The following is a 21,106-nucleotide window of genomic DNA, read 5'->3' on the forward strand; positions in this document are numbered from 1 at the left end:
CGACGCATTTGTTCGTTATGCAACACAGAAAGATTTTCTCAATCATCCCGGCGATATTATTAAGTTGGCTTATGCTTGGATGCGGTTCTGCAAAGCCCCGCGAAGAGGTTGCGCCCGAGCCAACTCAAGAAATCCTTACAGCTACGATCAACGGCAATCCTTGGCGAGCTGATATTGTTGATTTGTTTATACTCGATGCAGATTTTATACTCAATGCACAGGAGTTGGATGTCAATAATGTTCCAATCCGTATCATTTCCATTCAAGGCCCTTTCACTCGAGCAGGTACTTACGGTATCGGCTCGGTTAATGGAAACGAAGTTGGCTATTTTGAAAACAACGAATCAGCTGACATTAGTCGTGGTGCGCTGGTCATCAGCCGCATCACCGATCGTTGGGTAGAAGGAACTTTTAACTTTGAAGGCAGCATTGGCGTAGGTAGCAACAATCGCCGCGTTGCTGTTACCAACGGCAGATTTGCTATCAAAAGAAAGTAAACCACTAACATATGCCTACCATATTCACACGCATCATCAACGGCGAAATACCTTGCTATAAAATTGCAGAAAATGAGCAATTTATCGCTTTTCTCGATATTCGCCCTGTAGCTGAAGGTCACACGCTGGTCGTGCCTAAAAAGGAAGTGGATTACATATTTGACCACGACGATCAGACGCTGGCCGATATGATAGTATTTGCCAAACAGATCGCCAAAGGTATAGAAAAGGCGATTCCTTGTTTGCGCATAGGCTTGGCCGTGATTGGTTTGGAGGTGCCGCACACGCACCTGCACCTGATTCCGCTGCATCAGCCCCATATTGATTTCCGCCATACGCTTCAGCAATCCCCTGAACAATTAGCAGCTACCGCGCAGAAGATCGTTGCACAGCTATGAGTACGCCGGATTTGTCTGTGAAACGCATTGTTATTTTTGGACCTGAATGCAGCGGAAAAACAACACTTGCCCGGCAGTTAGCAGCAATTTTTGATACAAGTTGGTCTCCTGAGTACACGCGTTACTACCTGATGGCTAAAAATGAGATCGAGCAGCGTTGGGAGCATGGCTTTGTCTCGGTTTATGAAGATGTAGAACCCATAGCCATTGGGCAAATGGCAGTTGAAGATCATGCGCTGGTATGTGCTGCCAATGGGCTGGTATTTTACGATACCAACCTTTTGACCAATCTGGTTTATGCCGAATACTATTTTTCAAAATATCCTGACTGGCTGCCCGCAGCTATCCATAAGCGGCAGTACGATGCTTACCTGCTAATGGAGCCTAATGTACCCTGGCAAGCTGACGGACTTCGCGACCGCCCGCACGAGCGCGATCTAATGCTGGAGATTTTCAAAAATGCACTCCACCTATACAGTTGCAACTATACACACATTCACGCCACAGGCGAGGGGCGTTTGCAAGAGGCGCTCGCTGCATTGGAAAGTTGGGGCATCATTCGGCAAGCAAATTCCTGAATGCGTCGCGATCGAACTGCCATGCGTCGTTCGGTGGCTCAGGATTATAAAAGTCTACCGTGCGGATCTTTGCAAGCAACTGTGCTGCATCAAAAGACTGGAAATCAACAACTAAGCTCGCCTGATAGGGCATCGCAATGGATTCCCAAAGTGGATTGGCGGGCATTAGGAAAGGCAATCGGTAAGCCATGTATTCGTACAACTTGCTCGGCACGCAGCGCTCGGTGCTTCGGTTGGGTAGATAGCTCATCACAGCAAGATCTGCATTAGTTAATGCACTGATAATCAGTTGATGATTGATAGGTCGGGGGCGCACTTCCCACCGGATAAAAGAACAGTCTGCAATCATTGCTTCCAGTTCCTGCAAGTAAGCAGCGTCGGTGCACGAGCCAATCACTAACAGAGAAGTACCGGGAGCTGTTTGGTGCATTTTTTTTGCCAGATCAATCGCCAGATGTGTACCATATGCCCGCGAAACGGTACCTGTGTAGATGAGACGAAGTCTATTATTCGTTTCCGGAAACCTATTAGGTTTTGAAAGCGGATGCAGTGGTGCGTATTTGTTGGGTACAAAATCGTAATTCATGCCTACAAAAGGCAGTTCTTGGGCATAGCTCTGCTCGGCCAGCCAGTAGCGATTGACGCGCAGGCTACACAAGGTTTCGACCAAGCGCACAGCTACAGCGAGCAAGTACTTACCCACACCGCGATAGTAGCCCTGATGCAGCAAATTCAGCCGGTAGTTTTCGCGGATGTCATAGATCAGCCGACACGGGCGAAAAAGCGCATACAAAGTTGCAAAAAACAATAAATCAGGGCTTTGTACAATGAGGATATCAGGCTTGATTTGCATAGTTTGGTGCATAAAAAACAAACATGCCGTCAGGCGCTGCCGCAATCGGCGCGGAAAAAAGTTGTAAGGTAAAAAATGGATATGTGCCTGAACGGGCAAGGGGGCAAGACTTGGCGCACCTATGATAAAAACCTCGTCATCCGGAGCCAGTGATAGCGCAAACCGCTCGAAGCTGCGCACATCATCTACCGGTTTGAGCAAAGAAGCAATGAGGACTTTACGCGGCATTGCATCATAAAAAACATCATAAAAAAAGAGGCTGTCCAAAAAGTAACATAGACTTTAGTCTGCGATCGTTGAAATACTTGATAATCAGACGACTACATACTGAAGTCTGTGCTACATGTAGCCTTTCTGGACACCCTCTTTGGTTGTTCAATGTAGTTTTTTAGTTCAAAACCGTTGCTACCTCTTCGTAAGGCAGATTCCAGTCTTCGGCTACGTTTTTGTAAACTACTTTGCCCTGTACAATATTTAGACCAAGCATAAGTTCGCGGTTATCTTTGCAGGCTTGTTTCCAGCCTTTATCTGCCAGTTGCATCACGTAAGGCAGGGTTGCATTAGTCAGCCCCAGCGTAGAAGTGTAAGGCACCGCGCCCGGCATGTTGGCTACGCAGTAATGTACCACATCGTCAATGATATAAGTTGGGTTTTCGTGCGTAGTAGCGCGGGTGGTTTCAAAGCAGCCGCCCTGATCTACCGCTACATCTACCATCACCGTACCGGGGCGCATCAGTTTGAGCATGTCGCGTGTGATCAGTTTAGGAGCTTTTGCACCCGGAATCAGTACCGCGCCGATAATCAGGTCAGCGTGTGGTAGTTCCTGCATAATGTTGTAACGGCTGGACATCATCGTATTCACGTTGGCAGGCATGATGTCGTCTAGCACGCGGAGGCGCGGCAGGCTCACATCCATGATGGTTACATGAGCGCCCAAACCGGCAGCCATTTTAGCTGCTTGCGTACCTACAACACCGCCACCCAAAATCAGTACGTTGGCAGGTTTTACACCCGGAATGCCACCGAGTAGAATGCCGCGACCTTTGATTGGTTTTTCGAGGTATTTCGCACCTTGCTGGATTGACATGCGGCCGGCTACTTCCGACATGGGGATCAGTAAGGGGAGGCTGCGATCTGCTTTTTCAACAGTTTCATAGGCACAGCACACCGCACCGCTGCGGATCATGGCATGTGTCAGTTCTTCGGAAGAGGCAAAATGGAAGTAGGTAAACACGAGTTGATCCTTGCGGATCAGATTGTACTCCAATTCAATCGGCTCCTTTACCTTTACGATCATTTCGGCGATGCCGTAGATTTCTTCAATGGTTGGTAGAATTTTCGCGCCCGCTGCTACGTACTCATCGTCTTCAAAGCCGCTGCCTGCACCTGCGCTGCTTTGTACATACACCTGATGACCACGTTCGGTCAGTTCGGCAGCGCCACCCGGGGTAAGCGCCACGCGATTTTCGTTATTTTTAATCTCTCTTGGAACGCCGATAACCATGTTGTTGCTTATTTAATTGAGGCAGCAAAGTTAGTAACAGAAAGTCTTTTTGATATGCCTCCCGCGGCTGCTGCCGATAATAATTTTACAAGTCCTGCCCTACAAAATCCTGTTTGCTCCGTACAGCACGATTCAGCAACTTATCATTAGCTTTGCAGCCGAGTTAGGAATGGATACAGACTGAATTTTTCTTATGGCTATTAAGATCAGAAAACAGGATGCGCTGGACTATCACGCACTGGAGCGTCCCGGCAAAATAGAGGTGATACCGGCAAAGGCGACCAAATCGCAACGCGATCTGGCGCTTGCCTACTCGCCCGGAGTGGCAGAGCCATGTCTCGAAATTGCCAAAAACCCTGAAGATGTTTATAAATACACTGCTAAGGGCAACCTCGTAGCCGTCATTTCCAACGGTACAGCCGTGCTCGGATTGGGCGATATTGGTCCGGAAGCCTCTAAACCCGTGATGGAAGGCAAAGGCATTCTATTCAAAATTTTTGCGGGGATAGATGTATTTGATATTGAACTTAACAGCCGCAATGTTGATGAGTTTATCAACGTCGTCAAAGCGCTCGAGCCGACTTTTGGCGGTGTGAACTTGGAAGACATCAAAGCACCCGACTGCTTCGAGATAGAGGAGCGCCTCAAAAAAGAGATGCGCATCCCGGTCATGCACGACGACCAGCACGGCACGGCCATCATCACGGCTGCCGGGCTGATCAATGCCTCCGAACTGGTGGGCAAAAATATTGCCGACATCAAGATAGTAGTTTCAGGGGCAGGAGCTTCTGCTATTTCCTGCGTCAAGTTGTTCCTTAAAATAGGTGTGAAGCGCGAAAATATCATCATGTGCGACAGCAAAGGCGTAGTACGCGCCGATCGCACCGATCTGGACAAGTACAAGCGCGAATTTGCTACCACACGCGACCTGCATACGCTCCAAGACGCGATGAAAGGCGCAGACATGTTTCTTGGTTTGAGCAAAGCCAACGTACTCAAGCCCGAATGGCTGCTGACTATGGCAGATAAACCGATCGTATTTGCGCTGGCAAACCCTGACCCGGAAATTGCTTACGATCTGGCAGTAGCTACCCGCAGCGACATCATCGTGGCAACGGGCCGCTCCGACTATCCCAATCAGGTTAATAACGTGCTGGGTTTCCCCTTCATCTTTCGTGGGGCCTTAGATGTTCGCGCAACAGAAATCAACGATGCCATGAAACTGGCAGCCGTACACGCCATTGCCGAGTTGGCTCGCAAACCTGTTCCCGAAATTGTTAACATTGCCTACAACCAGCCGAATATCTCTTTTGGGCCGACTTACTTTATTCCTAAACCTTTAGATCCGCGTTTGCTCACTACAGTTGCGCCTGCTGTGGCAAAGGCTGCAATGGAAAGCGGGGTAGCCCGCTACCACATCAAAGACTGGGACGCTTACGAAAACGAGTTGCGCCGCCGCATGGGTAACGATGAAAACATCATGCGTGTGCTTATCAACAAAGCCAGACAAGATCCACAGCGCGTTATTTTTGCCGAAGCAGACAACTACAGCGTACTCAAAGCCGCGCAAATTGTGATGGACGAAGGTATTGCCAAGCCAATCCTGCTGGGCGATAAAAACAAAATTGCGCAGATCATCGCCGAAAACGGGCTGGATTTGGGAGATGCACAAATCATAGATCCGTATTCACCTGAAACTGCCGAGCAATGCAAGCGCTATGGGGATATTTTCTTCGAAAAACGCAAGCGTCGCGGCTATAACTACAACGAAGCCCACCACCGCATCCGCGAACGCAACTATTTTGGCATGTTGATGCTGCACGAAGGCGAAGGCGATGCACTCATCTCTGGTATGACGCGCAAATACGAGTCAGTGCTGCGCCCGGCGCTGGAAGTGATCGGTACTGCCGAAGCGGGCAAAAAGGTATCGGGCATGTACATGATGCTTACCAAGCAAGGGCCAATTTTCATGGCAGATACGACTGTGATTCAGAACCCGACTACAGAAGAACTGGTAGATATAGCGCTGTTTGCTGCCGAAGCGGTGCGTCGTTTTGAGATAGAGCCGCGCATCGCTATGCTATCTTATTCCAACTTTGGCTCTTCTAACGATCCTGAACCTACTAAAGTACGCACAGCCGTTGCTATGCTCAAAGCCATGTATCCTAATTTGTGTGTAGATGGCGATGTTCAGGCAAACGTAGCTTTCAACAAAGAAATCCTCGAAGAAAATTATCCTTTCTCTGAATTGATATCCGGTTCGCCTAATATTCTTATTTTTCCTAACTTAGCAGCAGGAAACATTGCCTACAAGTTGATGCAGGCTCTTGGCGGCGCAGAAGCCGTAGGGCCGATTGTTTTAGGAATGAAAAAAGCCGTACACGTATTGCAATTGGGCAGTTCCGTACGCGAGATAGTTAACATGGCAACTATTGCTGCCGTAGATGCACAAGACAAAAAGCGCAAACGCTCATGAAAATTGAATATCACACCGTTGCTACCATTACCTACGAATTGCGTATGAGCGATGCGAGCCAAGAACAAGTGCTGGTCGAAATCGTTACCGAAGAGGATCCGATGATATTTTTGGTAGGCGAAAGTGGGCTACCCGAAAAATTTGAGGAACTGATGATCGGCAAGCAAGCCGGCGATTCTTTCGAGTTTAGCATCAGCCCTGAAGAAGGCTACGGCGACTACGATCCCGAAGCCAAAGAGCTTTTTCCCTTAGAAGCCTTTAAGATTGACGGGGAGATAGACGAAGAAATGTTGCAGATCGGCGCTGTACTCCCGCTCACCAACGACGAAGGAGACCTGCTCAGTGCGCGTGTGGAAGAAGTTACCGACAGCGGTGTGCTGCTGGACTTCAATCACCCGCTGGCAGGTAAGACAATGTATTTCACAGGAACTGTTCTCCATGTGCGCAGCGCAACACGCAGCGAAATCGAGCATGGTCATGTACACGGTCCCGGAGGAGTTCAGCATTAATCAGTTTGATTAATCCCGTATTTTTGTAAATTGCATTCAGATTGATTTTTAGGCTGACACCCGACAAATAATCACCTGAAAATCAATCTGTTTTGTAATAAAGTTTTGGACGGACTATCTTTAGCTGCATTATTTCTTAGGTATTATGCTGAAATTTACGGCACAAGCACATGTACGATAGGGCTGACAAATACGATTACCACAAGCTGATGAAAGAGAAGATTGATCTGTCGCGCGTTCCCCAACATGTTGCCGTGATTATGGATGGCAACGGGCGCTGGGCAAAAAAAAGAGGGGCAGCACGAATTTTTGGTCATCGCAATGCGGTGAAAGCCGTACAAGAAATTTCAGAGGCATCCGCCGAGTTAGGGGTAAAATACCTGACGCTCTATGCTTTTTCCACTGAAAACTGGAATCGTCCACAGGAAGAGGTAAATGCCCTTATGCAACTGCTGGTCAGTACGATAGAGAAAGAGGTGGCGACTCTACATAAAAACAACATTAAGCTCATGACGATCGGTAATATCGAGCGCCTGCCGGCTGATTGTATGAAAACCCTGCAAAAAGCAATTGTAGATACATCAGCAAACACAGGCATGACAGTCGTTCTGGCACTGAGCTATAGCGGACGCTGGGAGATCCTGAACGCTATCCGCACGATGGCAAAACACATTGAAGAAAATAAACTCAACAGCAACGACATCAACGATGAGCTTTTCAATTACTACCTGAACACCTACAACATACCCGATCCCGAATTGATTATTCGCACCAGTGGCGAGATGCGGATCAGCAACTTCCTTTTGTGGCAATTGGCTTACTCTGAATTGTTTTTTACAGACATCCTGTGGCCTGATTTCAGAAAAGAACACCTCTACGAAGCCATCCTATCTTATCAGCAGCGCGAGCGGCGCTTTGGCAAAATAAGCGAACAGCTCGTGCAACCTTAAGACTCATTTTTGCATACGGATACAAAGCATAGCTTTGATTCTCAACCATGAAAAACATTATTATCCTTTCTCTCCTGTTTTTTCAAGTAACGACCGCCTTAGCGCAGATCGGCTTGGGTCTGCGCAATCGCTATCGCCAGCAGGAGACGGTGGACTACTCTCGCCCGCGAGACTATACCATTGCCGCCGTTACCGTTAGCGGTGCGGAACACTTAGACAGAGACGCTCTTTTGTCTATGTCTGGTCTGCGCGTAGGCGATAAAATAAAAATTCCGGGCGAAGACGTGAGCAATGTCATCAAAAAACTCTACAAATCGGGAATTGTAAGCGATGTAGCAGTACTGATTTCCAAGACAGAAGGCGACAATATCTACTTAGAGATTGCCGTTAAAGAACGCGCACGTTTATCGCGCTTTGTCTTTGAAGGCATTCGGAAAGGACAGCAGGAAACGCTTAATGAGAAAGTCAAACTTACCAAAGGGCGCATCATCAACGATGCACTCATAAAAAATACTGAAAATAAAATTCGCAAGTTTTACGAGGAAAAAGGCTATCGGAACAGCAAAATCACTATTACACAGCGCAAAGACAGCATCTACGGATCAAATTCAAATTATGCCTACCTACTCATCAAGATTGATAAAGGCCCGAAAGTGCGAATCCGCAAGATCGAGATAGAAGGGGTGAACGATTTTAAGGAAAAGAAGATCATCAACCGCATGAAGAAAACCCGTGCTAAAGGCTTCAACCTTGCCAAGATCTTTACGCCTTCCAAATTCATCAAAGAGGAGTTTGAAAACGACAAAAAACATATTATAGAGTTCTACAAAAAGAACGGTTACCGGAATGCTGCCATAGAGGCCGATTCGGTCTATGACATTGCTGAAGGATTGGTAGGTATCAAGCTCAAGGTGTACGAAGGCAAGAAATTTTACTATCGCAATATCAAATGGGTAGGTAATTATATTTATTCCGATACAGTACTGAGCAAAGTGTTAGGTATCCAAAAAGGCGATGTGTACAACCCCGAAGAGTTGAATAAGCGCCTCAACTTTAGCCCGACGCAACAAGATATTACTTCCATTTATATGGACGATGGTTATCTGTTCTTCAACATAGATCCGGTAGAAGTACAGGTAGGCGAAGATTCAATTGACATCGAGTTGCGCATGTATGAAGGTGAGCAGGCAAATATCAATAAGATCAACTTGCGCGGCAATACCCGCACGAGCGATCATGTAGTGCTGCGCGAGCTGCGAACCCTTCCCGGCAATAAGTTCAGCCGCGGCGACCTGATCCGTACCCAGCGCGAACTTTCAGCGCTGGGCTATTTCGACCCTGAAAAAATTGGTATGAATCCCGTGCCGAATATGTCGGACGGAACTGTGGACATTAACTATAATGTAGAAGAGCGCCCAAGCGATCAGATCGAGCTTTCCGGTGGTTGGGGCGGTGCTTTCGGCTTCGTAGGAACGGTAGGTTTGGTGTTCAACAACTTTTCTGCGCGAAAACTGACCGATCTGAGTTCGTGGAAACCACTCCCGCAAGGCGACGGGCAACGCCTCCAATTGCGCTTGCAGGCTAACGGTCGCCGCTTCCAGAACTATTCACTCACCTTCAGCGAACCATGGCTGGGCGGCAAAAAACGCAACGCATTTACAGTCGGCTTCAACCACTCTGTAAACCGAAACTTTGCAGACTTTGCTATGACTCGCCAGATTGGTTCTTTGCAAATCTCTGGTGTGTCCGTGAGTTTGGGCAGACAACTGAAAGTGCCTGATGACTGGTTCGTGATGACCAACGCGTTAAGTTATCAATACTATAACTTGAACAACTTTTTTGGCTTTGGGGCTATCAACAATGGTCGTTTTAATAACTTCACTTTCAATACAACCCTCGCGCGAAATAGCATTGACAACCCAACCTTCCCACGTGAAGGGGCAAACGTATCGCTTTCAGTAACGGTTACACCGCCGTACTCACTGCTGACAGGGCGCGTAGAGCCTTTGGTAAACGGCTCAACACAGTGGATTGAGTACCACCGCTGGATGTTTGATAACTCGTGGTTTATGAAACTGACCAACAACGGTAAACTTGTGCTGCACGCCCGTGCGCACATGGGCTTCATGGGTCGCTTCAATCCCAATATTGATACCAGTCCGTTTGAGCGCTTCGTGTTGGGCGGCAGCGGTCTGACGATCAACAACTTCCTGCTGGGTACAGAAATTATCGGTCTGCGCGGCTACCAAGACAATACGATTCGTCCGCTGGAACCCGATGGGCAGGGCGGTTTGCGCTACAACAGAAACGGTGCAGGCGGTATTGTATATAACAAATACGTATTGGAAGTGCGCTATCCCGTGTCTTTGAACCCTTCAGCTACTATCTTCGTATTGGGCTTTGCTGAGGGCGGCAACAACTGGGGCAGTTTCAAAGAGTTTAACCCGTTCAATTTGAAACGTTCGACGGGTGTAGGTGCGCGTATTTTTATGCCTGCCTTTGGTCTGTTGGGCATTGACTGGGCTTATGGGTTTGACAACATCCCCGGTGCGCCCGGCATCAACGGCAGCCAGTTCCACTTCACTATTGGACAATTATTAAGATAAAAGCCACAGACGATGATCTCAATCCGATTGTTTTTGGCCGTCTTGCTGCTTTCTCTTGCCGGGCAGACATACGCTCAGCGATTCGGCTATGTTGATACGCAGGTAATTGTAGAAAAAATGCCTGAATACGCACAGGTACAAAGCGATATAGAAAAACAGGCCGAGATTTGGCGCAACGAAGTAGAGGAAAAGCAACGAACCGTTCAGAAAATGCGCATAGACTTTGAGGCAGAAAAAGTGCTGCTTCCCGAAGACCTGCGCCGGCAGCGCCTCGCCGCCATAGATGCCAAAGAAAAGGAGGTCATGGAATTCCAGAACAAAATGTTTGGTATTGAAGGGCAGATCTATCAGAAGCGATTAGAGCTGATGAAGCCGATTCAGGACAAGATCTATGCCGCTGTAGAGAAGGTAGCTCGCAAACGTCGCTTATCGTTTATTTTTGACAAGGCGGGCGATCTGGTGGTGATTTTTGCCGATCCTACGCACAACTATACCGATATTGTAATGGACGAGTTGGGTATTGGCGAAACAAGCCAACAGCAAAAAACTCCTGCCCCCGGCGGTAATCCGCCCAAAAGAGGCAATAATTAAAAACTGTTAATCAGTGTTGTATATATTTGCGCCGTTTCTGATTTGGAGCACAAATTGTAAGAATTGATTGAGTATTACTAAAAAAACGCTAACGCCATATGAAAATTAAATTTTTCGCTTTTGTAGCTGGACTGGTACTGTGGGCAGGACATTCGCAAGCCCAGATAAAGATCGGTTTCACCAATCCTGACATTATTCTGACGGCACTGCCCGAAGCTAAGACTATTGATACGGAGCTGAATACCTACCGGACGCAGTTGACAAATGAGATGCAGAATAAGCAGAAAGAGCTGCAAACCAAGTTCGAAAATTATCAGCGCACTGTGAATGACATGACCCCTGCTATCCGCGAGAGCCGTGAGAAAGAATTGCAAAATCTCAACCAATCACTACAAGAATTTCAAGAGAAAGCTCAAAATGATATGCAGTTGAAACAAGCGCAGTTGTTGCAGCCTCTGTACGAAAAAATCCAAAAAGCAATTGACGATTTGGCTAAGGCGGAAAACTACGACTACATTCTGGTTTCAGATGCAGGCCAAATGCCGATTATCCTGTTTGCCAAAGATGAGTATGACGTAACCAATAAGATCATTACCAAACTGGGTGGCAAACCAATTAGCAAAGAAGAGCCTAAAAAGTAATCGCTACTGCAATCATGTTAAAAAGCCGATACAGTTTGCTCTGTGTCGGCTTGCGTGTTTATTGTAACCTATCGGCGGGTGCATCGAGCATTTGCAGCAGGCGACGGTCGTGTCCGTAGATATCGCGACGCAGTATGAGTTGCTGCTTCCGATCGGGGAATGCTGTAAAGTAATGCAGGTGTACCGGTTCGCGTGTCGGCAGCATCAGGTTGCGCGTTGTTCCCGGGGCAAGCAATTGATCGAACGCTGCCTTGTTCCATTGCAGCGTGTCGCCCATGAGCAGCCCTGCCAGCCCGAATGGATTCCATACGCGCACGCAGCCGTGGCTAAAGGCGCGATCCTGAAATTTGAACTTGCTCTGGCTGGGAGTATCGTGGAGGTAAATGGCGTGTGGATTGACGCAGAAAAACTTAATTTTACCCAATTGATTGTCTGGGCCCGGCGGCTGGTAAACTCTGTATTGTGTTTTGTTGTTGCGCACGTCGTTCCAGTTGATGGTTGATGGATCAACTGCCTCGCCTTTGTTGTTCAAAATTTTAAATCGGTTGCGGGAGATATAGTCGCTTCTTCTGGCTGCTTCCACAGCAACTTCTTTTGTAATAATGCTGTGTGGCAGGTTCCATGTCGGGTTCAGCTCCAAATAAGTCATGTAAGTTTCAAAGATCGGGGTAGGAGTAGCTTTTGCACCGACAATAACAGGAGTTTCCCATATGGCTTTACCGTTTCGGAACACAAATAGTCGAAAATCTGCTACATTAACCAGTGTGTAGTTGGCAGGCATCGTATCGGACAGCCAGCGCATCCGCTCCATATTGGCGCGAATAGTTGCAATCCGCTGTTCGGCAGGCACGTTGAGGGCATTGCGCGTCATGGTGTCTAAGTTGCCTGTTTGCTTCAGTCCGTGTCTATACTGCCATATTTTCAATGCCTCGCTGAGCGAATCGTCTAACCAGATTGTATCTGTACTGGGTGTGTACAGCCCTTCGGCGCGTAACCTTTTGCGCAGCGCAGTAATGGCTTCGTGTGTGCTGCCTTTTTTGATAGTAGTATCGCAGTGTACAGGCTGAAAAGCACCCGCAGCAGCCATTTGCCTGTAAGTGGCCAATTGATTTTTCAGAAAAACATAGTGCGGATGTTGCCGCATATGGCGGAAAGTAGGGGCTATAGTATCGGCAGCAATATATTTTTGTAAGATTTCAGCCTTGTTTTGCGCCACAAAATCGCGTGCAGGATAGTTCCACAGGGTATGTACGGACTTGGGCTTCAGCTTGCCTGCCAGCAGATCAACGGCATATTGCAGCAAACTCGCCGTTAGTTGTAGTTCTAATTTTGCCAGCGTTTGCGGATGCTGATATTCGGAGCGCAGTGCTAATCTTTTTAGCTCCAACGCCTCATTGATCTGATAGTCGCCGGCCAGCAGTCCGTGCTCATCGGCATTGAGCAGTGTAGCGACGGCTGCATCTATTTTTTCAGGACTTTGCCACAGAGGCAAAAAGTTGCGCTGCCGGTAGAAAGCACTAATCACGCTGTCTATAGAGGAATCCCGCGCCAGCAGTTCGCGCAAAGACTGCGAATAGTTGGCTATTTGTAGCGAGGTTGGTGGCGTTTCTGCGCTATTTATCATCAGTGAAGTCTCCACCGTTATCCGATCTGCCGCAGATTGTTCCTCGCAACTTATTAGGAAGCCCCCAAACAGTAGTATGGAAAATAGTGCCAAGCGTCGCATAAGCAGAAGTTGTTTGTTGGTAATTCTATATACGAATTTTTTGCCAACTTTGCTGGCCTATTTGGCAGTTGAAATTTTTTACCGCCAAGTGCGCTCAATTTTGCGCAGATGTTAAATTCATACTTGGATTAGAACGGATACCCGATGCCGATATTGAAGGTGGGGTTGCGGAGGGCTTCTCTGCCAAGTACGAAGCGTTGTTGCAAGGGAAAAGCAGGATCCCATACGCGTAAGCCCAAATCGAAGCGGAGAATTACGATGGAAAAGTCCATGCGTAGCCCTGCACCCGTCCCGACGGCAATTTCTTGTGCAAAGCGATCTAAGCGAAAGTCCGATCCCGGACGGGAGTCCGGTGTGAGCATCCACACATTGCCTGCATCTATGAAGAGTGCGCCATTAACAAACCCAAACAGTTTGGTGCGCAGTTCGGCATTCATCTCCAGCAGCAGTTCGCCGGGTTGTTCGAATCGCAGGTCGAAAAAGCCCGTGTTTTCATTGAAAGGAGGGGTGTAGCTGCCCGGTCCGAGGCGGCGCGGTCGCCATGCCCGTATGCTGTTGCTACCACCTGTGAAAAAATACTTTTCATAGGGCAGCACTGTACTTCGCTCGTCTTGTGTAGTTCCATAGGGGAGCGCCATCCCTAGATTGGCGCGCATAGCAAGGGTTGTTTCTTTGCTGAGCGGCAAATAGTACCTGCCTTCGGCATTCATTTTGACAAAACGGAAATACTCCAACCCAAAAATGGTGCTGTTGTTTGCCAGAAATCGTCGGCTGAGTAAGTTGAGCGTAGTACCACCCGACTCGCCAAATAAGCGGAAATAGATAGCGTCGCGCCGTTTACTATTCGAATAGGTAAAATTGGCAGACATACTCGATACGATCAGGCGGCTGAAACTTCGCAGCAAAGTGTTGCCACCTGCTGCTAATTGCAACAAGTACTCGATAAACTCGTCCTGAAAGCGCGGTGTATTGACAATCGTGAGGTCTAAGGGGGTAAAAGTAAACTGCTTATCGCGCAAGTTTGTCCATTCGTAATTAAAGGTGGACTGAAAATTCAGGCGATCATATTCCGGACGGCGGATAAAGGTATAGCCTGTGGAAAGTTTAGTTCGTGGCGAAAAAATATTCAGGATTTTGTTTTTGTCCAAGCTGATTGGGAATATCAGTTTGGGAAAAGCAATACTCGCATTGAGGCTGAGTTCTTGCGCGTTATAGTTATTTTGCAGTTCGGCAGCGCTGCCTTGGGCTTCCAGCGATCCCCGTGCCCGTAATTCTACAATTTCAAAACCCCGAAAGATATTTCGATTGCGCCACGATGTGCTGAAGAAGGGCCCGGGAAATGCCTGCGCTACGTTCAAGCCGCCCTCGAAGCTGATCTCATTGATGGGTAAGGGGCTGACAAATATGCGCGGGCGAAGCATTCCGCCAGTTGTATCCTGCACAATATTTACAAACTTGAACATGTCTAATGCTGCCAGTGCCCGCTGTGTTTCTTCGGCATTTGCCTGACTGCTCAACTGATTGGCTTTGAGTCGAATGCGATCTTCCAGCAGTTTGGGCGAGTAGCGATAGGTATCAAACGAAACGATGCGTAAACCTTTGTAATTCAATGTGTCGCGGGCAGGGCGATCGCTTTCCGTATTTACGTCCGTAATAATTTCTACCTGTCCGATAGAGAACCGACGGTGCGGACTTATGCCATCAATTGTTTCGATCGTAATCCGCAGGTCTGCGCGGTAGGGCTTCCCGATGAGTGTGTCTATGTCAAAGAAGATAAAATCGCGGGTAAACTCGTGGTAGCCGTTGTTGCGCAAATAGCGCGTGATGCGATCGCGTTCCTGTGCGAAAATTGCCTCGTCGTAGCGCATATTGTTGCGCAGCAGTCGGTTGAGCGTATCCTGCCGAATGATTTGCAGCAGTACCGAGTCTGTGCTGGTATAGCTGATGCTGTTAATGGTATGCGCAACCCCCTCACTTACCTGATAGGTAACATTTGCCAGGCGCTTATTGATGCGGTACACAGGCTTGACCTGCGCCGAGAAAAAGCCGCGTTGGCGGATAGCAAGTTGCATTTGCTGCGCCGTGCGGAACATGAGCATCGAGTCAAAGATAACAGGCTTTTCTCCTACGGAGCGCATAAGCCAATTGCCCTCCTCTATCCAGCGGCGGAGCTTACCCAGTTGACGATCGCGTTTGGCAAGAATCTTTCGCTCCCGGCGGAAGTCGAGCGTTGTATCTTGCAGCAGCGCGTCAAAATAGGCTTCTTTTTGGGCAAGTTCTGCTTTTTTTTCGGGTAGGCGGCGCTCGTAGGGCTTTCTGCCTTCGTAATAAGCAATTACATAAGGCGAAAAAGCAAACAGCAGCAACCTACGGTTGGGGCGTTGTCTGTAGAAGGTTTCCAGTTCATCGGTAGATACTTGGCGGTTGCCTCTGATACTTTGACTGTAGAGCAGTTGCTCGTTTTCCTGCAAATAGCGAACCCCCGTACAACCTGTAGAGCAACAAATAATGACTATCCAAAAGAAGTGGCGGAAAATGCGCATGTATTCACGGGTTGGACAACAAAAGTACCAATATCCATTTTTTTACTGCTTAAGATGCAGGTGTAATTTGCTATCTTTTCGACAGGTTGCTGTTGAAAAGATAGCAATTGCACTTATACCTGCATCACCACCCACGCCCCCAGCCAGACGAGCAGCAGATAAAACCCAACGATGGGAGCATTTAGCTGCATCATTTGTGCTTCCTCTATTTCTTCGGGGATAACAGATTTTACCATCAGGATGTTTTGCAGCGAGATCGCATTGCCTACCGCACTGCCCGAGTGGAGAACTGCCAGCGCGAGGCTCATCCATTGCTGTCCGGCCAGTATTTCTTGCAATCCGCCGGCAAAGAGTAGGTTACCCATCGTGGCGCTGCCTGTGATAAAACTGCCTGCCACGCCCGAAAGCCCCGGAAATACAAGCAGTGCCATCCACGATTGTTGCGGGGCAAGCTCGCCGTAGGCAGCCACCATATCTGCACGGATCAGTTGTGTAAACAGTACCAAAAGCAGGATGCTGAGTAGCGTCATGCGCATTTTGCCGACAGTTTGTCCAAAAGCCTGCCAAAAAACTCTACCGCGATCGTTTTGGACAGCGATTGATTGGTAAATAAGTCCTGCAAGAACAAAGAGCAGCCCCGGTTGAAAGGCTGAAAGCATTTTGCCATTGTCCGTCCATCGCCAGCCGATAGGCTTCAGCAGCCACGAGGCAGGAATCAGCAGTGCGATGAACAGCAGATACGGCCAGAAAGTTTGCCACCAGAGTTTAGCAGCGGGCTTTTGTTCGTTGGGCATCGCCAGCGCTACAAAAGCAAACATGCCTATGCTACCCGCGAGCACAGTGGGCAGCTCTACGCTCAAACGACTACCAATCAGATAGGGAATCAGAAAGCAAATGCCTGCCAGCAGAAGCGTTTGCCTCTCCTGCTGCCAACGGATTGTAATGCCCTCAGTATTGCTGTAAAGCCATGCCAGCACAAAGGGCATCGCCATAATGGGCAGCGCATTAATCACTACTGTGTACTGCACTACCGCATCGCCCGGCAAGGTTACTCCTATGCCGATGCGCAAGGCAGTTGCCAGCGCGCCAAAAGTTACTGAGGCCGTATTGGCAGCCAACGGAATCATTACGCAGGTTAGCGGGCGGAAGCCAAGGCTGTACAGCAAGGGCGCCACCAGCATTGCCGGAATGCCAAAGCCTGCGATACCTTCCATCAGGCTTCCCAAAAACCAGCCAAACAACAAAATGACCGTCAGGCTTTTGCCGGAAGTCCCCAGTTTTTGGCTGAAAGCATTCATTTGCTCTTGCTGATGCAAAAGGTTATAGAACAAATACGCTCCGAAAATCAGGATGCCAAGTTCTGCCCAGATAAGTAGCGCATCCGCAGCGGCAGGGAGCAAGGCGTAAGTGCCTCTTGCCCGCAGATGAGCAATGCCAAGAAAGAGGACTCCTGCCAGCGCCCCTATCCACAAACGACGCAGAACAAAAATACCACCGAGCAGCAATGCCAGCGATAACAGCGTATAAATCAGCGATTGAGACATGATAAACCACACTAAAGCCGAAAGATAAAAACGAAAGATTATATTTGACCATAGACGACTGATCACGATGGCAAATTTTCGCTCACTTTTTAGTATCGCCGACGACGTGCACTACCTCAACTGCGCCTACATGTCGCCCATGCCCAATGCGGTAGCCTTAGCAGGTATGAAAGGGCTTTTGCGCAAAGCAGAACCTTACAACATCAGTCAGGCAGATTTTTTTAGTGACGTAGAGAAGGTACGCTATGCCTTTGCAAACCTGATCCGAAGCAGCGAACCTCAGCGAGTTGCCATTATTCCTTCAGTATCTTATGCCATTGCAACAGTCGCTAAAAATCTGCCCTGTTCGGCAGGGGAAGAAATTATTGTTGCCCACGAGCAGTTTCCAAGTAACATATATTCCTGGCAGATGCTTGCCCGCGAGCGGCAGCTGACCATCAAAACGATCGCTCCCCCCGAAACGCTCCACAATCGCGGGGCGCTGTGGAACGAGGCAATCCTGAAAGCCATTACCGATAAAACAGCGCTGGTAGCTTTGCCGCATTTTCATTGGGCAGACGGCACGCGCTTCGAACTGGCTGCCATTGCCGACAAAGTCCACCGCTGTGGCGGTGTGTTGGTGGTAGACGGCACACAAAGCATTGGGGCTTACTCGTTCGATCTGCGCGAGATCCGTGCAGATGCCGTCATTGCTGCTTCTTACAAGTGGCTCATGGGGCCTTACAGCATAGGAGTTGCCTGGTACGGGCCTATTTTTGACAACGGACAGCCCATAGAGGAGTCATGGATGGGCAGACTCAACAGCGAAGACTTCAGCCGACTGATAGACTATCAGCCAGCCTACCAGCCCGGTGCAATACGCTACGACGTAGGCGAAAAAAGCAACTTTATCCTTATCCCAATGCTGCTGGAGGCACTCCGATTGGTACAGGGCTGGGGTACGGCACAGATCCAGTCGCACTGTCGCCAACTGACTGCGCCGCTCATTGACTTGCTGACAGAAGCGGGTTGCTATACGGAAGATCTGCACTGGCGAAGCGAACACCTATTGGGCGTTCGCTTTCCGAAAGATATAGATATGGCGCGCTTGCGAGAGGAGCTAAACCGCCGCCATGTGCTGGTATCGTATCGCGGTGATGCGATGCGTGTCTCCCCCCATCTATACAACACTCCCGCCGATATAGAAGCGCTTATGGAAGGTTTACAGGTGGTTCTGAAGTCGTAATTCTTGGCAAATTAACAGCATCAGCATATGAAATCAACCATACAACTCATCTTTTGGTTCAGCTTGATTGGTGCGGGGTTGCTGCCGCTTTGTTCAAACGCACAAAAAAAAGCGAGGGAAAAGCCCGTGCAGCAACTTAGGGTAGCAGCTATTTTTGGCGATAACATGGTATTACAGCGGGGCAAGACAATCCCAATATGGGGTTGGGGTGTGCCCGGGCAGCCCGTCAGCGTGCAGATTGGCAACCGCCTGTGGAAAGAAAAAACAGATAAAGTCAGCGGCAGGTGGCAAATTACTATTGATAGCTTGCCCGTAGGCAGCAATTATCGGCTGCTTGTCATGCAACCGCAGCAGGACACCGTTTTGCTACACAATGTGGCTGTAGGCGAAGTCTGGCTGTGTTCGGGTCAATCCAACATGGAGTGGCAGGTACGCGCCAGTCAGGATGCCGAACGCGAGATTGCTGCGGCTAACTATCCGCTCATCAGGCATGTAAAAATTGTTCACAATGCTAAGTTAAGTTTGCAGGATAGCCTCCAAACAGGCGGCTGGCAGACAGCTACTCCGCCAAATGTAGCAGCGTTTTCTGCTGTTGCCTATGCCTTTGCCCGCCATTTGCACGACTCGCTCAAAGTGCCAATCGGGCTGATAAACAGCACTTGGGGCGGTACGCAAATCGAGTCGTGGATCAGTAGAACAAGCCTTTCCGATCTACCCGGCATGACGGCTTTATTTGCCCGCACGCCTGCCGCAAGTGATACGCGGACGGATTCGCTCATCAGAAAAAATCCCAATCGCTATCCCTCAGTTCTCTACAATGCCATGATCCACCCACTAATTCCTTTTGCTTTGCGCGGCGTGATTTGGTATCAGGGGGAAACCAATGCGGCGAGGGCAGTGCAATACCGCGAAATGTTTCCTGCACTGATTGCCGACTGGCGCAAGCAATGGGGGCAGGAACTACCTTTCCTATTTGTACAGTTAGCCAATTGGAAAGCAGCAGGTGGCACCAGCCAAAATGGCGGCAGCGAGTGGGCAGAACTGCGCGAAGCACAGCAAACAGCGCTCAAACTGCCGCTTACGGGTATGGTAGTAACGATAGACATCGGCGACTCGCAAGATATTCACCCGCGCAACAAGCAGGAGGTAGGCCGCCGATTGGCGCTAAATGCACTAAGCATAGTTTATCGGCGAAATATTCAGTATAGCAGTCCTTTTTTTGCCGAAAAAATCTTGCAGGATGAGACCCTGATGCTTTATTTCAAGAATACCTACGGCAAACTCATGGTTAAAAATGATCGCTACGGTTATGTGCGAGGCTTCGAAGTAGCAGGTTCAGACGGTTATTTTTTCCCGGCGCAGGCGCGCATTGTCGGCAATGATCGCATCATTCTTTCCTGCGACCGAGTGAGCCGCCCGGAGTACGTGCGCTATGCATGGGCAGACGATCCGGCAGATGCTAACGTCTTTAACGCCATCGGTTTGCCGCTTGCGCCCTTTCGCACCGACGAGCTACCCGAGAAAACCGCAGGGAAGAAATTCAGCATAGACTAAGCAGTTTATCTTTGCACCTTAGAACAGGTGTGCCAATGAAAAAAATATTTACCCTTCTTGGTGTGATTTTTTTGCTTGTTGCAGCAGCATACGCACAGGATGGTACTTTAGGCAGTTGGAATACGATTAACATTCGCTATGCTTACAACCTACGCCTCAGTTTTTTTGGCGAGGCGCAGTTGCGCTCTTTACGCTTCTACGACCATTTTCACTACCACGAGTACAAAGGTGGATTTATTTACAGAGCATATCCTAATGTATATGCAGGACTAGCCGTAGGCAAGTACGATACTTATGGTGAGGGCGGAGACTTTGTACGCCCCAAGAACAACAGCGAAGTACGTCTCTGGCCACACCTGTCGCTTATGCAGGCAATCGGGCAGCTCAGGATCGAGCAGCGCTACCGCATGGAAATGCGTTTTACCCAATTCGGCTATCGGAATCGCTTTCGCTATCGGCTGGGGGCTGCCTATCCTTTTGGCAATACTGAAAGAGGCTACAAGCCTTATCAGTTCAGCATTACGAATGAGATTTTTTTTACCGATCGAGAGCCTTACTTTGAGCGAAATCGATTGGCCTTCACCTTAAACCGCCGCCTTTCGCAACAGGCTTCGTTGCAGATCGGCTATTTGCACCAGTTCGATTATCGCATCAATGACGAAACAGGGCGCGATTTTCTGCAAATCGGGCTGTTCATAGAACTTTCAGGAAAAAGATCGTCAAAGAATGCAATTCCCAACCCCGAAATCAGGGAGAATTAGAAATTTTCTGCTTACATTTGAGCATATTTCTAAATCATTCATTCCACTAATGACAGTACTAATTTTCATCATCGTCCTGTGGTACTCAGGACTCTTTTTCCAGAGTTTCTTTCTCCACCGCTACGCTGCCCACCAGAGTTTTACAATGTC

At 48.7% G+C, this 21,106-nt stretch carries 17 protein-coding genes; 12 read left to right on the top strand and 5 right to left on the bottom strand.

Annotation, left to right across the window (positions count from 1 at the left end):
• The first annotated feature begins 71 nt into the window (after positions 1 to 71).
• The 3 genes from ACWIP2_RS00545 to ACWIP2_RS00555 are packed head-to-tail and all read left to right on the top strand — an operon-like array spanning position 72 to position 1,473.
• Complete coding sequence (locus tag ACWIP2_RS00545; RefSeq protein ID WP_448517932.1) at positions 72 to 497, top strand: DUF6252 family protein; 426 nt, start codon at positions 72 to 74, stop codon at positions 495 to 497.
• 11 nt (positions 498 to 508) lie between these two features.
• Positions 509 to 895 carry an HIT family protein gene (locus ACWIP2_RS00550; RefSeq protein WP_448517933.1) on the top strand — a complete coding sequence of 129 codons (387 nt, stop codon included), beginning with the start codon at positions 509 to 511 and terminating at the stop codon, positions 893 to 895.
• A complete protein-coding gene (locus ACWIP2_RS00555; protein WP_448517934.1) occupies positions 892 to 1,473 on the top strand; it encodes an AAA family ATPase in 582 nt (193 codons plus the stop codon). The genes ACWIP2_RS00550 and ACWIP2_RS00555 overlap by 4 nt, the downstream gene beginning before the upstream one ends.
• Here the strand turns inward: ACWIP2_RS00555 and ACWIP2_RS00560 are convergent.
• Both ACWIP2_RS00560 and ald read right to left on the bottom strand, forming a co-directional pair.
• On the bottom strand, positions 1,451 to 2,554 hold the full coding sequence (locus ACWIP2_RS00560; protein WP_448517935.1) for a hypothetical protein: 1,104 nt from the start codon (positions 2,552 to 2,554) through the stop codon (positions 1,451 to 1,453). The genes ACWIP2_RS00555 and ACWIP2_RS00560 overlap by 23 nt on opposite strands.
• 160 nt (positions 2,555 to 2,714) lie before the next feature.
• Positions 2,715 to 3,830, bottom strand: coding sequence for an alanine dehydrogenase (gene ald, locus ACWIP2_RS00565; RefSeq protein WP_448517936.1), 1,116 nt, complete (start codon positions 3,828 to 3,830; stop codon positions 2,715 to 2,717).
• A 193-nt stretch (positions 3,831 to 4,023) separates the two neighbouring features.
• Between ald and ACWIP2_RS00570 the strand changes: the two genes are divergently transcribed.
• The 6 genes from ACWIP2_RS00570 (at position 4,024) to ACWIP2_RS00595 (ending at position 11,603) form a co-directional block, all read left to right on the top strand.
• Positions 4,024 to 6,306: an NADP-dependent malic enzyme gene (locus tag ACWIP2_RS00570; RefSeq protein WP_448517937.1), complete on the top strand. Its 2,283-nt coding sequence runs from the start codon at positions 4,024 to 4,026 to the stop codon at positions 6,304 to 6,306.
• Positions 6,303 to 6,815 carry an FKBP-type peptidyl-prolyl cis-trans isomerase gene (locus ACWIP2_RS00575; protein WP_448517938.1) on the top strand — a complete coding sequence of 171 codons (513 nt, stop codon included), beginning with the start codon at positions 6,303 to 6,305 and terminating at the stop codon, positions 6,813 to 6,815. The genes ACWIP2_RS00570 and ACWIP2_RS00575 overlap by 4 nt, the downstream gene beginning before the upstream one ends.
• A 209-nt stretch (positions 6,816 to 7,024) precedes the next feature.
• Positions 7,025 to 7,765, top strand: a complete 741-nt coding sequence (locus ACWIP2_RS00580) for an isoprenyl transferase (protein WP_448517949.1) — start codon at positions 7,025 to 7,027, stop codon at positions 7,763 to 7,765.
• Positions 7,766 to 7,812: 47 nt separating this feature from the next.
• Positions 7,813 to 10,371, top strand: a complete 2,559-nt coding sequence (gene bamA, locus ACWIP2_RS00585; RefSeq protein WP_448517939.1) for an outer membrane protein assembly factor BamA — start codon at positions 7,813 to 7,815, stop codon at positions 10,369 to 10,371.
• A 12-nt stretch (positions 10,372 to 10,383) separates the two neighbouring features.
• A complete protein-coding gene (locus tag ACWIP2_RS00590; RefSeq protein WP_448517940.1) occupies positions 10,384 to 10,962 on the top strand; it encodes an OmpH family outer membrane protein in 579 nt (192 codons plus the stop codon).
• A 98-nt stretch (positions 10,963 to 11,060) separates the two neighbouring features.
• Positions 11,061 to 11,603, top strand: coding sequence for an OmpH family outer membrane protein (locus tag ACWIP2_RS00595; protein WP_448517941.1), 543 nt, complete (start codon positions 11,061 to 11,063; stop codon positions 11,601 to 11,603).
• Between the two features lie 58 nt (positions 11,604 to 11,661).
• On the opposite strand, the gene ACWIP2_RS00600 is transcribed toward ACWIP2_RS00595, so the two are convergent.
• From ACWIP2_RS00600 to ACWIP2_RS00610, 3 genes are all read right to left on the bottom strand, one after another.
• Positions 11,662 to 13,329, bottom strand: a complete 1,668-nt coding sequence (locus tag ACWIP2_RS00600) for a L,D-transpeptidase family protein (protein WP_448517942.1) — start codon at positions 13,327 to 13,329, stop codon at positions 11,662 to 11,664.
• 128 nt (positions 13,330 to 13,457) lie between these two features.
• On the bottom strand, positions 13,458 to 15,872 hold the full coding sequence (gene tamL / locus ACWIP2_RS00605) for a translocation and assembly module lipoprotein TamL (RefSeq protein ID WP_448517943.1): 2,415 nt from the start codon (positions 15,870 to 15,872) through the stop codon (positions 13,458 to 13,460).
• A 113-nt stretch (positions 15,873 to 15,985) separates the two neighbouring features.
• Entirely contained in the window at positions 15,986 to 17,416 is a 1,431-nt protein-coding gene (locus ACWIP2_RS00610; protein WP_448517944.1) for an L-lactate permease, read from the bottom strand.
• 67 nt (positions 17,417 to 17,483) lie between these two features.
• On the opposite strand from ACWIP2_RS00610, the gene ACWIP2_RS00615 reads away from it, so the two are divergent.
• Genes ACWIP2_RS00615 through ACWIP2_RS00625 form a run of 3 tightly spaced genes read left to right on the top strand, consistent with a single transcriptional unit; the run spans position 17,484 to position 20,956 of the window.
• On the top strand, positions 17,484 to 18,641 hold the full coding sequence (locus tag ACWIP2_RS00615) for an aminotransferase class V-fold PLP-dependent enzyme (protein WP_448517945.1): 1,158 nt from the start codon (positions 17,484 to 17,486) through the stop codon (positions 18,639 to 18,641).
• A 27-nt stretch (positions 18,642 to 18,668) separates the two neighbouring features.
• Positions 18,669 to 20,195, top strand: coding sequence for a sialate O-acetylesterase (locus ACWIP2_RS00620; RefSeq protein ID WP_448517946.1), 1,527 nt, complete (start codon positions 18,669 to 18,671; stop codon positions 20,193 to 20,195).
• Positions 20,196 to 20,230: 35 nt separating this feature from the next.
• Positions 20,231 to 20,956: a DUF2490 domain-containing protein gene (locus ACWIP2_RS00625; RefSeq protein ID WP_448517947.1), complete on the top strand. Its 726-nt coding sequence runs from the start codon at positions 20,231 to 20,233 to the stop codon at positions 20,954 to 20,956.
• Positions 20,957 to 21,106: the final 150 nt, after the last annotated feature.

Source organism: Rhodoflexus sp. (assembly GCF_053489755.1).

Bases quoted from the DNA above. Each gene is read 5' to 3' on its own strand.
- ACWIP2_RS00545 (WP_448517932.1), top strand. From the start codon at position 72: ATGCTTGGATGCGGTTCTGCAAAGCCCCGCGAAGAGGTTGCGCCCGAG.
- ACWIP2_RS00550 (WP_448517933.1), top strand. From the start codon at position 509: ATGCCTACCATATTCACACGCATCATCAACGGCGAAATACCTTGCTAT.
- ACWIP2_RS00555 (WP_448517934.1), top strand. From the start codon at position 892: ATGAGTACGCCGGATTTGTCTGTGAAACGCATTGTTATTTTTGGACCT.
- ACWIP2_RS00560 (WP_448517935.1), bottom strand. From the start codon at position 2,554: ATGCCGCGTAAAGTCCTCATTGCTTCTTTGCTCAAACCGGTAGATGAT.
- ald (WP_448517936.1), bottom strand. From the start codon at position 3,830: ATGGTTATCGGCGTTCCAAGAGAGATTAAAAATAACGAAAATCGCGTG.
- ACWIP2_RS00570 (WP_448517937.1), top strand. From the start codon at position 4,024: ATGGCTATTAAGATCAGAAAACAGGATGCGCTGGACTATCACGCACTG.
- ACWIP2_RS00575 (WP_448517938.1), top strand. From the start codon at position 6,303: ATGAAAATTGAATATCACACCGTTGCTACCATTACCTACGAATTGCGT.
- ACWIP2_RS00580 (WP_448517949.1), top strand. From the start codon at position 7,025: ATGAAAGAGAAGATTGATCTGTCGCGCGTTCCCCAACATGTTGCCGTG.
- bamA (WP_448517939.1), top strand. From the start codon at position 7,813: ATGAAAAACATTATTATCCTTTCTCTCCTGTTTTTTCAAGTAACGACC.
- ACWIP2_RS00590 (WP_448517940.1), top strand. From the start codon at position 10,384: ATGATCTCAATCCGATTGTTTTTGGCCGTCTTGCTGCTTTCTCTTGCC.
- ACWIP2_RS00595 (WP_448517941.1), top strand. From the start codon at position 11,061: ATGAAAATTAAATTTTTCGCTTTTGTAGCTGGACTGGTACTGTGGGCA.
- ACWIP2_RS00600 (WP_448517942.1), bottom strand. From the start codon at position 13,329: ATGCGACGCTTGGCACTATTTTCCATACTACTGTTTGGGGGCTTCCTA.
- tamL (WP_448517943.1), bottom strand. From the start codon at position 15,872: ATGCGCATTTTCCGCCACTTCTTTTGGATAGTCATTATTTGTTGCTCT.
- ACWIP2_RS00610 (WP_448517944.1), bottom strand. From the start codon at position 17,416: ATGTCTCAATCGCTGATTTATACGCTGTTATCGCTGGCATTGCTGCTC.
- ACWIP2_RS00615 (WP_448517945.1), top strand. From the start codon at position 17,484: ATGGCAAATTTTCGCTCACTTTTTAGTATCGCCGACGACGTGCACTAC.
- ACWIP2_RS00620 (WP_448517946.1), top strand. From the start codon at position 18,669: ATGAAATCAACCATACAACTCATCTTTTGGTTCAGCTTGATTGGTGCG.
- ACWIP2_RS00625 (WP_448517947.1), top strand. From the start codon at position 20,231: ATGAAAAAAATATTTACCCTTCTTGGTGTGATTTTTTTGCTTGTTGCA.